The organism is Gordonia sp. p3-SID1431 (assembly GCF_025143765.1).
GTDB classification, from domain to species: Bacteria; Actinomycetota; Actinomycetes; order Mycobacteriales; family Mycobacteriaceae; genus Gordonia; species Gordonia hongkongensis.
The window spans coordinates 1-13,488 of the sequence record NZ_JAMBDT010000045.1; the positions used below are offsets into that span (position 1 = coordinate 1).

11 protein-coding genes are annotated in these 13,488 nt (G+C 69.4%); 5 read left to right on the forward strand and 6 right to left on the reverse strand.

All coding sequences use genetic code 11. The features are described from left to right. Window positions 1-44: 44 nt before the first annotated feature. Both M4D77_RS13020 and M4D77_RS13025 read right to left on the reverse strand, forming a co-directional pair. Window positions 45-578 carry an alkyl hydroperoxide reductase gene (locus M4D77_RS13020; protein ID WP_065628910.1) on the reverse strand — a complete coding sequence of 178 codons (534 nt, stop codon included), beginning with the start codon at window positions 576-578 and terminating at the stop codon, window positions 45-47. A gap of 11 nt (window positions 579-589) precedes the next feature. Next, window positions 590-1,177 (reverse strand): peroxiredoxin, encoded by a 588-nt coding sequence (locus M4D77_RS13025; RefSeq protein ID WP_058250204.1) that lies wholly within the window; start codon window positions 1,175-1,177, stop codon window positions 590-592. A gap of 125 nt (window positions 1,178-1,302) precedes the next feature. On the opposite strand from M4D77_RS13025, the gene M4D77_RS13030 reads away from it, so the two are divergent. After that, on the forward strand, window positions 1,303-2,235 hold the full coding sequence (locus M4D77_RS13030) for a hydrogen peroxide-inducible genes activator (RefSeq protein ID WP_247451979.1): 933 nt from the start codon (window positions 1,303-1,305) through the stop codon (window positions 2,233-2,235). Here M4D77_RS13030 and M4D77_RS13035 read toward each other — a convergent pair. After that, the gene (locus tag M4D77_RS13035) at window positions 2,232-4,355 is read right to left on the reverse strand and encodes an RNA helicase (RefSeq protein WP_189340021.1); all 2,124 of its coding nucleotides are present in this window, start codon (window positions 4,353-4,355) and stop codon (window positions 2,232-2,234) included. The two genes, M4D77_RS13030 and M4D77_RS13035, sit on opposite strands and share 4 nt — an antisense overlap. 17 nt (window positions 4,356-4,372) lie before the next feature. After that, window positions 4,373-5,347, reverse strand: a complete 975-nt coding sequence (locus tag M4D77_RS13040; RefSeq protein ID WP_205333976.1) for a proteasome assembly chaperone family protein — start codon at window positions 5,345-5,347, stop codon at window positions 4,373-4,375. A 203-nt stretch (window positions 5,348-5,550) separates the two neighbouring features. On the opposite strand from M4D77_RS13040, the gene M4D77_RS13045 reads away from it, so the two are divergent. Next, complete coding sequence (locus M4D77_RS13045; RefSeq protein WP_396266582.1) at window positions 5,551-6,255, forward strand: hypothetical protein; 705 nt, start codon at window positions 5,551-5,553, stop codon at window positions 6,253-6,255. Window positions 6,256-6,346: 91 nt separating this feature from the next. Next, on the forward strand, window positions 6,347-7,471 hold the full coding sequence (locus M4D77_RS13050) for a DUF4192 domain-containing protein (RefSeq protein ID WP_159370680.1): 1,125 nt from the start codon (window positions 6,347-6,349) through the stop codon (window positions 7,469-7,471). 36 nt (window positions 7,472-7,507) lie between these two features. Here the strand turns inward: M4D77_RS13050 and M4D77_RS13055 are convergent, their stop codons facing one another. After that, complete coding sequence (locus M4D77_RS13055; protein ID WP_065628906.1) at window positions 7,508-8,203, reverse strand: metal-dependent transcriptional regulator; 696 nt, start codon at window positions 8,201-8,203, stop codon at window positions 7,508-7,510. A 185-nt stretch (window positions 8,204-8,388) separates the two neighbouring features. Between M4D77_RS13055 and M4D77_RS13060 the strand changes: the two genes are divergently transcribed. Together M4D77_RS13060 and M4D77_RS13065 are read left to right on the forward strand one after the other, a co-directional pair. After that, window positions 8,389-9,633, forward strand: coding sequence for an acetoin utilization protein AcuC (locus M4D77_RS13060; RefSeq protein ID WP_259936371.1), 1,245 nt, complete (start codon window positions 8,389-8,391; stop codon window positions 9,631-9,633). A 46-nt stretch (window positions 9,634-9,679) separates the two neighbouring features. Further along, window positions 9,680-12,469 (forward strand): bifunctional GNAT family N-acetyltransferase/acetate--CoA ligase family protein, encoded by a 2,790-nt coding sequence (locus M4D77_RS13065; protein ID WP_240199188.1) that lies wholly within the window; start codon window positions 9,680-9,682, stop codon window positions 12,467-12,469. A 44-nt stretch (window positions 12,470-12,513) separates the two neighbouring features. Here the strand turns inward: M4D77_RS13065 and M4D77_RS13070 are convergent, their stop codons facing one another. Continuing rightward, complete coding sequence (locus tag M4D77_RS13070) at window positions 12,514-13,452, reverse strand: sigma-70 family RNA polymerase sigma factor (RefSeq protein ID WP_171011532.1); 939 nt, start codon at window positions 13,450-13,452, stop codon at window positions 12,514-12,516. Between the last annotated feature and the right edge of the window lie 36 nt (window positions 13,453-13,488).

The window sequence follows — 13,488 nt, forward strand, 5'->3', positions numbered from 1 at the left end:
TCGTCGTACTTGCCGGGCCCCGTCGTCGTCTCACATGCGACGGATCAGGCGTTGGCGAGCACCTCGGTGGTCGCGATTGCCTGGGCGACACCGCTGACGATCGACGCGACCTTGAGCGCCTCGAGGATCGCCTCACGGTCGACGCCGGCCTCGCGCAGGGTGTTCTCGTGCGCGGCGACGCAATGACCGCAGCCATTGATCGAGGACACCGCGAACGACCACAGCTCGAAAGCGGCCTTGTCGACGCCGGGGTTGCCGATGATGTTCATCCGCAGGCCCGGACGCAGGTCGTCGTACTTGCCGTCGAGGAAGCCGCGACCCCGGTAGAACACATTGTTCATCCCCATGATCGACGCGGCCCCGAGCGCGGCGTTGTAGGCCTCGGCGGACAGCGTGTCGGCGGCCTCGTCGGCGATCTCGCTGAGCACCTTGGCGTTTCGCGTGGCGGCAGCGGTCGACAGCAGGGTTCCCCAGAGCTGCTCCTCGGTCAGCGCGGTGGTGCGGCTGATCGAACCGAGGTTGAGCTTGAGGTCCTTGGCGTACTCGGGAAGTGCTTCCTTCAGGTTGTCGATGCTCATCTGTTCTCCTCTCAGACGCCGGCCGTCATGAGCTCGCCGGCGTCGATCGTCGGGTCACCCTTCTTCCAGTTGCAGGCGCACAGTTCGTCGGACTGCAGTGCGTCGAGGACGCGCAGGACCTCGTCGACGTTGCGGCCCACGGAGCCCGCGGTGACCGACACGAACTGGATCTCGTTGTTCGGGTCGATGATGAAGGTGGCGCGGTCGGCGACGCCGTCGGCATTGAGAACGCCTGCGGCGGTGGCGAGTTCGCGCTTGAGGTCGCTCAGCATCGGGAACGGGAGGGTCTTGAGGTCCTCGTGCTGTGCGCGCCACTGGAAGTGGACGAACTCGTTGTCCACCGAGGCGCCGAGCACCTGGGTGTCGCGGTCGGCGAACTCGTCGTTCAGCTTGCCGAACGCGGCGATCTCGGTCGGGCACACGAAGGTGAAGTCCTTGGGCCAGAAGAACACGACGCGCCACTGACCGGGGTGATCGTCGGACGACACGGTGGTGAAGTAGTCGTCGGGCTGCTGGGCATTGACCTTGCTGAGGTCGCCACCGATGACGGCGGTGAGGTTGTAGGCAGGGAACTGGTCACCGATGGTGAGCAGGGCCATGTATCGCTCCTTCAGCTGGTGAATGTACGGAATCTGCGCGCGAATGAGTTTCGCGACGTACAGGTACCATCGTGCCGGATTACGGTCGAAAACGAAACGTGATTACTAGCACTACACTGATAAGCATGTCCGATAGAACTTATCAGCCGACCATGGCCGGGTTGCGTGCCTTCGTCGCACTCGCGCATCGACGCCACTTCGGCACTGCGGCAGCCGATCTCGGTGTCAGTCAGCCATCGCTGTCGCAGGCGTTGTCGGCGTTGGAGTCCGGTCTCGGGGTGACCCTCGTCGAACGCACCACGCGGCGTGTCCTGTTGACCGCCGAGGGTGACGAACTCCTCCCGCGAGCGATCGCGGTGACCGAGGCCATGGACGAGTTCACCTCGGCGGCCGCCGGAACGGGCCGACCGCTCAGCGGGCCGCTGCGGCTGGGGGTCATCCCCACGGTGGCGCCCTACGTCCTGCCGACGCTGCTGCGCGGACTCGGGCAACGGCTCCCGGACCTCGTACCCCGGGTGGTGGAGGAACAGACCGCCCGCCTCATCGAACAACTGCGCACCGGCACGCTCGACGTCGCGCTGCTCGCTCTCCCCGTCGACATGCCCGGCATCGTCGAAGTTCCCATCTATCGTGAGGATTTCGTTCTCGCACTCCCGTCCGGTCACGCGCTGGCCGGACGCCGCCGCGTCGATCCCACCGCGCTCGCCGACCTGCCGCTCCTCCTCCTCGACGAGGGGCACTGTCTGCGCGATCAGGCGCTCGAGGTGTGCCGGCTCGCGGGCGTGCGGCCCGATCTGGGTCAGACCCGGGCCGCCTCGCTGACCACCGCGGTGCACTGCGTCGTCGGCGGACTCGGCGTGACGCTCATCCCGCAGACGGCGGTGGCCTCCGAGACGGCGTCGGGTGATCTGGCCACCGCGACCTTCGCGGCCCCGCGGCCGGGGCGGCGGATCGGCCTGGTCTTCCGGGCGTCCGCGCGCCACGACGAGGCCTACCGCGAACTGGGCTCTCTCATCGGCGATCTCGTCGGCGCGACCGGTGCCGTGACCGCGCTCTAGACCGTGCCGCCGGCCATCTCGGCCGCGGCCGCCTGTGCGGCGAGAGCCTCCCACTCGTCGACGAGACTCGAGTCGACCTCGCGGACCATGGTGCCCAGCTCCTCGACGATCCGCTCGATCTCGGGGGTCACGACGCTCGTCGGAACGCCCTGCCGGAGAACGCGATAGCAGTCCGACAGATAGCGCAGCAGCACGCCCTCGCTGCGCGCCAGCCCGTACGCGGAGATCAGCTCGGTGAAGGTCATGGCCTTCTCCAGCATCTCGCGGAGCACCGACTTCGGCGCCGGCGGGAACGACGACACCCACGGGTGCCCGCGACGATAGATGTCGAACGCGGCGTAGATCTCCTCGGCCAGCGGCTGCGGCCAGGTGATCTCCTCCAGGCGCGACATCCGCTCCTCGTACTCGATGCCGTCGGCCTTCATCTCCGCGATCGCGGCGTCGCGCGCGACCTTGCGCTGGGCCAGCAGCAGCGGTCGCGGGTTCTCCAGGGTCGATTCGAGGATGGAGACCACATCGAGTGCGTGAGTGGACGACTCGGGGTCGAGGATCTCGAACGTCGCCAGCGCGAAGGCGGACAGCGGGTTGGTCAACGCGAAGTTCTCCGGCATGTCCACGCTCAGGGCGATGTGCCGGCCGGTGTCGTCGGGTTCGGCGAGTTGCACGACGATGCCCGCGTCCCGGAGCCCCCGATAGAGCTCGATAGTGTGCTTGATGGTGCGCAGCTGGCGGTCGCGCGGTTCGTGATTGTCCTCGAGAAGGTGGCGGACCGCGGCGAAACAGTCGCCCGGTCGGCCGAGTACCTCGAGGAGCATGGCCGTCGTCATCTGGAAGTGGCTGCGCAGGGGCTCGTCGGGCGCATCGACGAGCTGGAGGAAGGTCTTCTCCCCCCACGAGACGAAACCCTCGGGAGGCTTCTTGCGCACCAGCTTTCGGAGCTTCTTGGGATCGTCGCCGGCCTTGGCCACCGCACGGGCGTTCTCCACGTCGTGGTCGGGAGCCTGCGCGACGACGTAGCCGATCGTGTCGAAACCGGCGCGCCCGGCCCGGCCGGCGATCTGATGGAACTCGCGTGCCCGCAGGCGACGGACCCGCCGTCCGTCGTATTTGCTCAGGGCCGCGAACAGGACCGTGCGGATCGGCACGTTGATGCCGACGCCGAGGGTGTCGGTGCCGGCGATCACCTTCAGCAGCCCTTGCTGCGCAAGACGTTCGACCAGACGGCGGTAACGGGGGAGCATCCCGGCGTGGTGGACGCCGATACCGGCGCGCAGCAGTTTGGACAGCGTGTTGCCGAAGCCGGTGGAGAACCGGAAGTCGCCGATCGCCTCGGCGATCGCCGCCTTCTCCGCCTTGTCGCAGATCCGGACGCTGAGCAGCGCCTGCGCGCGCTCCACCGCGGCGGCCTGGGTGAAGTGCACCACGTAGATGGGCGCCCGTCCCCGGTCGACGAGCTCCTCGATCGTCTCGTGGATCGGGGTCATCGCGTAGGCATGGTCCAGGGGGACCGGACGCTCGGCGCCGGTGATCTCGACCGTCTCGCGTCCGGTGCGCCGGGTCAGGTCGTCGACGAAGAACGACACGTCGCCGAGCGTCGCCGACATCAGCAGGAACTGCGTCGACGGCAATTCGATGAGCGGGACCTGCCAGGCCCAACCGCGGTCGGGTTCGCCGTAGTAGTGGAACTCGTCGGCGACGAGGGTGCCGATGTCGCTCGCACCGCCGGCGGCGAGGGCGAGGTTGGCGACGATCTCGGCGGTCGCACACACGATGGGCGCGTCGGCGTTGACCGCGGCGTCGCCGGTCAGCAGTCCGACCTGGTCGGCGCCGAACATGGCGCACAGCTCGAAGAACTTCTCGCTGACGAGCGCCTTGATGGGTGCGGTGTAGAACGCACGCTCGCCGCGGCAGCGCGCGAAGTACAGCGCGCCCGCCGCGACGAGTGATTTGCCCGAGCCGGTCGGCGTCGCCAGGATCACGTGGCTGCCGGCGAGGAGCTCGAGAAGCGACTCCTCCTGATGCGGGTAGAGGTCGAGGCCGCGTCCCGTCCACCACTCGGTGTACCGCTCGAGTGCGGTGTCCTCGTCGTCGGTGGGGACCAGGACGTGCGGCGCGGGTATCGGTGCTGTGTCCGGGATCAGATCGGTGATCGCGGACCCTCGTCCCCGCCGGGGCCGGCCTCGCCGTCGCCGGTCTGCTCGGCCAGGAACCGTTCGAGTTCGGCGCCGAGTTCGTCACCGCTGGGCAGCGATTCCTCGGCGGCGAGCAGCGACGAGCGTTCCTGCGCGGCCTGGGTGAACGTGTCGTATTGGGTCTCCAGCGCCGCCACCACGGACTCGATCTCCGAGTTGCCCTCGACCTCGTTGTCCACCTGTGCGCGCACCTTCTCGGCGGCGCTGTCGAGAGCGGCAAGAGGGAGGTCGAGTCCGGCGAGCTCGGCGACCGCCGCCAGCAGGCGTGCGGACGCCGCCGGGTAGTTGGTCTGCGCGAGATAGTGCGGGACATGTACCGACAGGCCCGACGCACGGTAGTCGTGTTCGCCCATCCGCAACTCGAGGAGCATCGACGCGCTGGCGGGCAGCTTCATCGCCGATCCCCACCGGGGCAGGTCACCGAGGGCGTCGGGATCACTGCCGTGCGCCGTGATCGACGGCGGTCGGGTGTGTGGCACGGCCATTGGGATCGCGTTGAGGCCGATGACATCGGTGACGCCGAGTCCGTCGCTCAGGCGTCGGACCGCGTCGACGAACTGCTCCCACCGGAGGTCGGGTTCGGAACCGGCGAGCAGGAGAAAACCCTTGCCCGAGTTGTCGCGGATCGCGTGCAGCGCCAGCGTCGGCATCTCGACGTCGGTGAAGGTCTCGCCGCTGAACGAGATGGTCGGCCGGCGTGACCGGTAATCCATCAGCTCGTCGGAGGAGAAGGTCGCGACCAACTCGGACTCGAGGCTGTCGCGGAGGTGCGTCGCGGCCAGCGCGACCGCGTGCCCGGCGTCGGCGAAGCCCTCGAGCGCGTGGATCAGTACCGGACCCGTGCCGTCGGGCCGGGTCACCTGCGGAGCGGGAAAGGCGAGTTCATACAGCGCGTCGTTGCGCGCGGGCTGCTCGTCCACGTCGTCCCTCCTTCTGCTGGCAGCTGTCCCGGAAGAGACAGCTGAACGTCCATTGTCTCGCACCGCACCCGGCGATGGCCACTCGCCTCGGTGCAACCACCGCGACACACCGGTGATTCCCCCCGTTGGTGTTCCTGTTTTGTTGTTCCCCAGGGGTGTGTCCTCGACACCTGGCGAAGACGCCGGTGGCACAGTAGACCGTTGTGATCGAGCCGCATGCGCCCCGACTGCGCCTGTCCCTGCCCGGCCGCCTCGTTCCCGGCACGGTGGCCGGTCTCGTCGCCGCGGCGCTCGTGTCCGCCTGCTCCGTCGGCGGTCAGCCGGAGCCGTCGAGTCCGGACCTGTCCGCGCGATCGGTCGAGGCCGCGGACTTCCCGGACGGCGCCGCGAGTCCCATCCCGACGTCGGCGGTCGCGAACGCCCTGGCCGACGTGACCGGGGCGCCGATGCCCGGACAGGCGGGCACCGAGGTGTCGCCGCCGGAGTGTGCACCCGCGTCCGTCCCCGCGGACGGAGCGGTCGCGTTCCTGGGTCCCGGCCCGGGGGAGCGGGCCACCCTCACCTCGGTCGTGGCCGGTGTCGAGACGCCGCTCGACGACGTGGTCGAGTTGGCCGAGCGCTGCCCCGAGACCACCACGACCACGTTCGGGGCGTCCTCGACGATCACCACCGAGGTGCTGCCCCCGCCGCCGGCGCCGGACGGGGTCGACACCGCGACGCTCCGCCGCACGATCGTGACCGGCGGCGGTGTCCCGTCCACCACGAGCGCTCTCACGCTGCTCGGCGAGCGGGACGGCGTCCGGGTGTACACCGAATACCGTTGGCCCGCAGCAGGTCCCGTACCTCCCGAAGCGTCCGCCGCGCTCGACACGCTGTTCGGAAAGGCGCTCGCGGCCGCGTTCGGCTGACCAGTACCGCCCTGTGGATGACCTCTCCTGGTTGTCCACAGCGTGTGTCGACCGCCGTTCGAGCGGCTCGGCCACGGGTGACGCTGTCGCCATGCAGATCCTCGAACCGCCACCGCATGGCCCCCACGACCCGACGACGCTGCTCACCTCGATCCCCGCTCGACTGGGGTTCGTCCCCGAGCGGTCGATCATCGCGATCGCCGTCGCCGGCGACCGCACGGTGAACGCGACCATGCGGCACGACCTCGCCCTCGCGCCCGACGGCAGCCCCACGCGCGAACTGGTCGTCGTCCTCGCCGGACTTGGTGAGATCACGTCCACCTACGGCATCGAGGAGATCCTGGTCGTGATCGCCGATGACCGCTACCCGGCGGACGACCGTCGTTATCGGCGGATCCTCGCAATGAGCGACCGGTACTTCGGCGATGTCGGTGGTGTGGCCGCCGGGTTCGTGGTGCCGGGCTTCGATGCCGGCGTGCACTGGTCGACCATCTGGTGTCCGGAGGACCGAGCCTGGTCGGTCGACGTGTCCGCGGGGTCGGCCGGACAACTCGACGATCCGCACACGAGTCCGACCGCGGTCGCGGAGGCGGTGCGTTCGGGACGGCGGATTCTCGCCCGGCGCTCGGAGATGCGGACGATGCTCGAACCGCTCGACGGCGAATGCGGTCCGGGACGTCCGCTGCCGGACTGTCGGGCATGCCGGGGCATCGACCTGGATCAGAGCGATCTCGACTTGTTCGATCCCGACGAGGAGGACGTCGAGGCCTCGACGCGCGCACTCGACCTGGTCATCAGCGCGATGATCGAAACGGAACAACCACTGGATTGTGGCGAATTGGACCGACTGGAACAGGCGATCCTGCGCCCCGACGTCCGCGACGCCGCGCTCGCCCTGTCGGTCACCGAACTCCGGGGAGCCGCCGAACACCTCTGGCGAGAACTCACCCGGCGGCTGACCGGACGCGGACGGTCCACCGCCGCAACACTTCTCGCGCATCTGCACTACATCGGCGGGGATGGCGCCTACACCGGTGTCGCCCTCGACGTCGCGCTTGCGGGCACGGACACCGACCACCTGGCCACGCTGCTCGACACCGCCCTGCGGGCCGGTGTCCGCCCGGCCAGGCTGTGGGGCACCATCGAGAAGTCCTACGACGCCGCGAAACGCCTCGGCGTCGTCATCCCGGCGGCGACACTGCGTACCGCCGGGTGACCACTGCAGACCTTGCTGTGTCAGACCTTTGCTGTGTCAGACCTTTTCGACGACCTTCTCGACGAACAGCGAGTGCGCCATGTCGGACGAAAGTTCGAGGCCGTCGTGACCGGGTGTGTCGATCGTGATCGTGCCGGCCGTGTTCGACACCGTCACACGGGCGTTGGGAACCACGCCCGCCTCGCGCAGCGCGCCGATCAGTTCGGTGTCGGACTGGGCGTGTTCGGACAGGCGACGCACGATGACCGGCACCGTCTCACCCGGCGGGAGGTCGGCGAGGCGGGTGGCGCCGTCGTCGGAGCTCGGCACCTCCACGCCCAGCAACTCCAGTCCCGGGATGGGGTTTCCGTAGGGCGAGGTCGTCGGGTATTCGAGGACCGCGAGCAGGCGGCGTTCGACGTTCTCACTCATCACGTGCTCCCAGCGGCAGGCCTCCTCGTGGACCTGATCCCAGGGCATTCCGATGACGTCGACCAGAAGGCGTTCGGCGAGGCGATGCTTGCGCATCACCGCGACGGCGAGCGTGCGTCCGCGGTCGGTCAGTTCGAGGTGTCGGTCCCCGGCGACCCGGAGGAGGCCGTCGCGCTCCATGCGGGCAACGGTCTGCGACACGGTGGGACCGGACTGGTCCAGACGCTCGGCGATCCGCGCCCGCAGCGGCACGATGCCCTCTTCTTCGAGATCGTAGATCGTTCGCAAGTACATCTCGGTGGTGTCAACCAGGTCGTTCACTGTGCGCAATCCCTTTCGTCCCCGCCAAGATTACCCTCTTCGGGAGTGGTGACCGCGATCTCACCGCGACCGGGGAGTCCCGGGGCGGCGGTACGTGGCGCGCACTCGTGTCCGACGCGACATCCGTGGCCGCTGCGCGATGTGTACCACTAGCCTGAGGTCGTGATCAACACTACGAGCGCCCGATGACGACGGCCGTCATCTGGAGCGAGGACTTCCTGTCCTACCGATGGGCCCACACGCACCCGATGAACCCGGTCCGACTCGCCCTCACGATGACCCTCGCGCAGAGCCTCGGAGTCCTCGACGACGTCGAGACGATCCCGCCGCAGGCCATCGACGACGACGCCCTGACCGTCGTCCACAGCCGCGACTACATCGACGCGGTCCGTGCGGTCGGTTCGGGGACGGCGTCGCTGTCGGGGCCGTTGCTCGAGCGGTTGTTCGGCCTCGGCGACGCCGACAACCCGGTTTTCACCGGGATGCACGAGGCCGCGCGCCTGCTCGTCGGCGGCACGCTGGCCGCGGCGCAGACGGTCGTCTCCGGGGCGGCGACGCGAGCGGTCAACATCGGCGGCGGCATGCATCATGCGATGCGTTCGCGCGCCGCCGGATTCTGCATCTACAACGACTGCGCCATCGCGATCAGGTATCTGCTCGACCACGGCTTCGACCGCATCGCCTACATCGACGTCGACGCCCACCACGGCGACGGCGTCCAGGTCGAGTTCGCCGCCGACCCGCGGGTGATGACGGTCTCGCTGCACCAGCACCCGGCGACCCTGTGGCCCGGCACCGGATGGCCGACCGAGGTCGGGGACGGCGACGCGGCGGGCAGCGCGGTCAACCTGGCCCTCATGCCCAACACCGAGGACCGGTTGTGGCTGCGCGCCTTCCACGCCGTGGTGCCGTCGCTGATCGCCGAGTTCCGGCCGCAGATCATCGTCAGCCAGTGCGGTGCCGACAGCCACCGCGCCGATCCGCTGACCGACCTCTCGCTCACCGTCGACGGACAGCGGGCGGCGATGATCGCCATGCGCGACCTCGCCGCCAAGTACTGCGAGGGCCGCTGGATCGCGGTCGGCGGCGGTGGCTACGGCGTCGTCAACGTGGTGCCGCGCAGCTGGACGCATCTGCTGGGCGTCGCCCTCGGTCGCGAGGTCGACGTGTCGTCGGTCATCGACGAATCCTGGTGTGCCACAGCCGAACAGATCTCCGAGCAGGTGCACTCCGACTACGCCGCCCCGCCCGTTCGGGTCATGGGCGACGGGGGCATCGTCGACTACCAGCCGTGGGCCGGCGACGCCGGCCAGGAACCACCCGAGGGTGTCGCGGCCAACGCCCAACGCCAGACCGACCGCGCGATCCTCGCCACCCGACGCGCGGTCTACCCGCTCCACGGTCTCGACCCGGAGGACCCCCGTGACTGACGACACCTCGACCGCCGACGCCACCGCGCCCGCAGACACTCCCGCGATGGCCGATCAGCCGGAACCGCGTAGCCCGTGGGACTATCCGCGGCACTGGATCGCCGATGTGCTGGCCTCCGATGGCGGCGTCGTGCACCTGCGACCGATCGTGCCCGACGACGCCGACCGCATCGTGGCCTTCCACTCCAAGCTGTCCGAGCGCACCCGGTACATGCGGTACTTCGGTCCGACTCCGACCCTGCCGCCGCGCGAGGTGGCCCGGATGACGACCGTCGACCACCAGCAGCGTGTCGCGATCGTCGCCGAACTCGGGGGCGAGATCATCGCGGTCGGCATCTACGAGGGTCTCGGCTTCGACGGCAAACCCGAATCGGCCGAGGTGGCGTTCGTCGTCGCCGATGAACACCAGGGCCGCGGCCTCGGACCCATCCTGCTCGAACACCTGGCCGGTGCGGCGGCGGAGAACGGTTTCACCCGTTTCGAGGCCGAGGTCCTCAGCGAGAACCCGAACATGGTCGCGGTGTTCCGCGACGCGGGGTATCAACTCGCACGGAGCTTCGACGGCTCGACCGTGCACGTCGAGTTCCTCATCGACCCCACCGAGGCGCTGCTGTCGGTGCGCAACGCCCGTGAACGCGCGTCGGAGGCCCGCAGCGTCGCCAATCTGCTGCGACCCGCCTCGGTCGCGGTGATCGGGGCCTCGACCGACCCGAACAAGGTCGGAAACGCCCTGTTGGCCAACATCATCGCCGGGGGATTCACCGGGCCGGTGTTCCCGGTCAACGGCCCCGCCCGGGTCGAGGAGGAGCCCGAGCCGGGACGGCCCGGTGTCGGCCGCGAACCGACGCCGGCGCGTCGTCGCACCCGGGAACGACCGCCGTCGGTGCGGGGGATCCGGGCCTACGAGACCGTCCGCGACATCCCCGACCCCGTCGACCTCGCGGTGGTCGCGGTGCCGGCCGCGCGCGTCGACGACGTGCTCGACGACTGCCTGGTCAAGGGTGTGCGCACGCTCGTCGTGGTGTCGTCGGGCTTCGGCGAGTCCGGCGAGGAGGAGGGCCTCGAGAACGAGCGCCGCCTGGTCGCCCAGGTCCGCGAGCACGGGATGCGACTGGTCGGGCCGAACGCGCTGGGCGTTGCGAACAACGACCCGGCGGTCGCGCTCAACGCGACCCTGGCGCCGCGCATCCCGGCCGCCGGCCGGGTCGGGTTCTTCTGTCAGTCGGGCGCCCTGGGCATCGCGATCCTCGACACCGCGGCCCGTCGCCAGATCGGCCTGTCGACGTTCGCCTCGGCCGGCAACCGCGCGGACGTGTCCGGCAACGACCTCCTGCAGTACTGGGACACCGACGCCACCACCGACGTCATCCTGCTCTACCTGGAGAGCTTCGGTAACCCGCGCAAGTTCTCCCGGATCTCGCGGCGGGTCTCACGCTCGAAGCCGATCATCGCGGTCAAATCCGGCCGGGGTGCGATGACGCCGGTCCGGGCGGCGCGCTCGGCGGCCACCCTCGACGACCAGATCGCCCGCATGATGCTCGAACAGGCCGGCGTCATCCAGGTGGACACGATCCCCGAGTTGTTCGACTGCGCGGCCGTGTTCGCCTACCAGCCGCTGCCGCGCGGCCCGCGCGTCCGCATCATCGGCAATTCGTCGGTGCTGGGCAGCCTGGCGGCCGACACCGCGCGCAACGGCGGCCTCGAGGTCGTCGACACCGTCGATCTCGGTGCCGGCGCCTCGGAGGAGGAGTTCGAGTCGACGGTCTCGGCGGCGATGGCCGACCCGGGCGTGGACGGGATCATCGTCGTGTTCGTGCCGCCGGTCGCGGTCGGCGCCGACTGGCACGCCCGGGCGCTCATGGCGGCGGCCAACACTCCCGACGCCGACGCCGACAAGCCGATCGTCACGACCTTCCTCGCCGTCGACGGCATCCCGCCGGGGTTGACCCGGCCCGGTCCGAACGGCATGCCGACCAAGGGTTCGATTCCGTCGTACGGCTCGCCCGAGCGCGCTGCCGCCTCACTGGCGAGGGCGTGGCAGTACGCCCGGTGGCGCCTGCGGCCGGAATCGGTGGTCCACCGTCCCGACGGCACCGATCCCGAGGCCGCGCGGATGTTCGTGCGCGAGGCGATGGTCGGTGACGGTGCGACCGGTCGTCCCGCCGAACGGTTGCTGGGGCATGTGGAGTCGGCGAAGCTGTTGCGCTGGTACGGGATCGACGTGGTCCCGTTCCGCGAGGTGACGACGATGCACGAGGCATCCGCGGCGGCCCGTGAACTCGGGCTCCCGGTGGCGGTGAAGGCGACGTCGGACAAGTGGCGCGGTCGTCTCGATCGCGAGGGCGCGCGCCTGGACCTACCCGACGCGACGACGGTGGTGACGGCGTTCGCCGAACTGACCGAACTCACCGGCGACCGCGTGCTGCACGTACAGAAGATGGCGCCGAAGGGCGTCGGCACGGTCATCCGGGTGCGCGACGATCCGTCGTTCGGTTCGGTGATGTCGTTCGGTCTGTCCGGGCGGACCTTCGATCTGCTGGGCGATCACGGTTACCGCGCCGTCCCGCTGTCCGAGCTCGACGCGCGCGAGCTCATCGAGGAGCCGCGTTCGGCACCGCTGCTGTCGGGCTACCGCGGGGAGGAGCCCGCCGACAAGGAGGCGCTCGCCGATCTGCTGCTGCGGATCTCGACGCTCACCGACGACATCCCGGAGGTCCGGGAGGTGGTCTGCGATCCGATCCTGGCCTCGGTCGACGGCGCGGCCGTTCTCAATGCCCGGATACGCGTGGGCCCGGTGCCCGACAGGCGGGACACCGGACCCAGGCGACTCGGGTGACCGAGTGGACTCAGTGAAGGAGGCGGCTGAGCGTGCGGGGACGCTCAGCTGGCGTAGGCGCGCAGGCGCTCGGCACGGTCGCCGTGGCGGAGCTTGCCCATGACCTCGCGCTCGATCTGACGCACGCGCTCGCGCGACAGCCCGAACATGCGGCCGATCTGATCCAGGGTGCGCGGCTGGCCGTCGTCGAGGCCGTAGCGCATCCGGATGACCTGCTGCTCGCGCTCGTCCAGCGTCGCCAGGACGGCGCGGATGTCGGAGTGCAACAGGCCGGCGATGACGGCGTTCTCGGCGGAGGTGGCCTCGGCGTCCTCGATGAAATCGCCCAGGGGGGCTTCCTCGTCGCTGCCCACCGGCATGTCAAGGCTGACCGGATCGCGGCTGTGGTCGAGCAGGTCGGCGATCTTCTCCGCGGGGATGCCCGATTCGTTGGCCAGCTCGTCGTCGGTCGCTTCGCGGCCGAGCTGCTGGTGCAGCTCGCGCTTGATGCGGGCCAGCTTGTTGACCTGCTCCACGAGATGGACGGGGAGCCGGATCGTGCGGCTCTGGTCCGCCATTCCGCGGGTGATCGCCTGACGAATCCACCAGGTGGCGTAGGTCGAGAACTTGAAGCCCTTGGCGTAGTCGAACTTCTCCATCGCCCGGATCAGACCGAGGTTGCCCTCCTGGATCAGGTCGAGGAGGGGCATGCCGCGGCCGGTGTAGCGCTTGGCCAGCGAGACGACCAGGCGGAGGTTCGCCTCGAGCAGGTGGGCCCGGGCGGCCTCGCCTTCACGGACGATGACCGCCAGGTCACGCTTCTTGGCTGCGGACAGCCGCTTCTTGTTGGCCAGAACGTGTTTGGCGTAGAGCCCGGCCTCGATCTGCTTGGCGAGTTCGACCTCCTGCTCCGCGTTGAGAAGGGCGGTGCGACCGATTCCGTTCAGATAGACACGGACCAGATCCGCCGCTGGAGACTGGGCGTCGAGATCCTGTTCGGTCATCGCCGGCCGAGTACCCGGAGGGGTGACTTCGGCGAA

Coding starts and splice junctions, on each gene's coding strand:
- M4D77_RS13070 (WP_171011532.1), bottom strand. CDS start 13,452: ATGACCGAACAGGATCTCGACGCCCAGTCTCCAGCGGCGGATCTGGTC.
- M4D77_RS13065 (WP_240199188.1), top strand. CDS start 9,680: ATGGCCGATCAGCCGGAACCGCGTAGCCCGTGGGACTATCCGCGGCAC.
- M4D77_RS13025 (WP_058250204.1), bottom strand. CDS start 1,177: ATGGCCCTGCTCACCATCGGTGACCAGTTCCCTGCCTACAACCTCACC.
- M4D77_RS13020 (WP_065628910.1), bottom strand. CDS start 578: ATGAGCATCGACAACCTGAAGGAAGCACTTCCCGAGTACGCCAAGGAC.
- M4D77_RS13060 (WP_259936371.1), top strand. CDS start 8,389: ATGACGACGGCCGTCATCTGGAGCGAGGACTTCCTGTCCTACCGATGG.
- M4D77_RS13050 (WP_159370680.1), top strand. CDS start 6,347: ATGCAGATCCTCGAACCGCCACCGCATGGCCCCCACGACCCGACGACG.
- M4D77_RS13030 (WP_247451979.1), top strand. CDS start 1,303: ATGTCCGATAGAACTTATCAGCCGACCATGGCCGGGTTGCGTGCCTTC.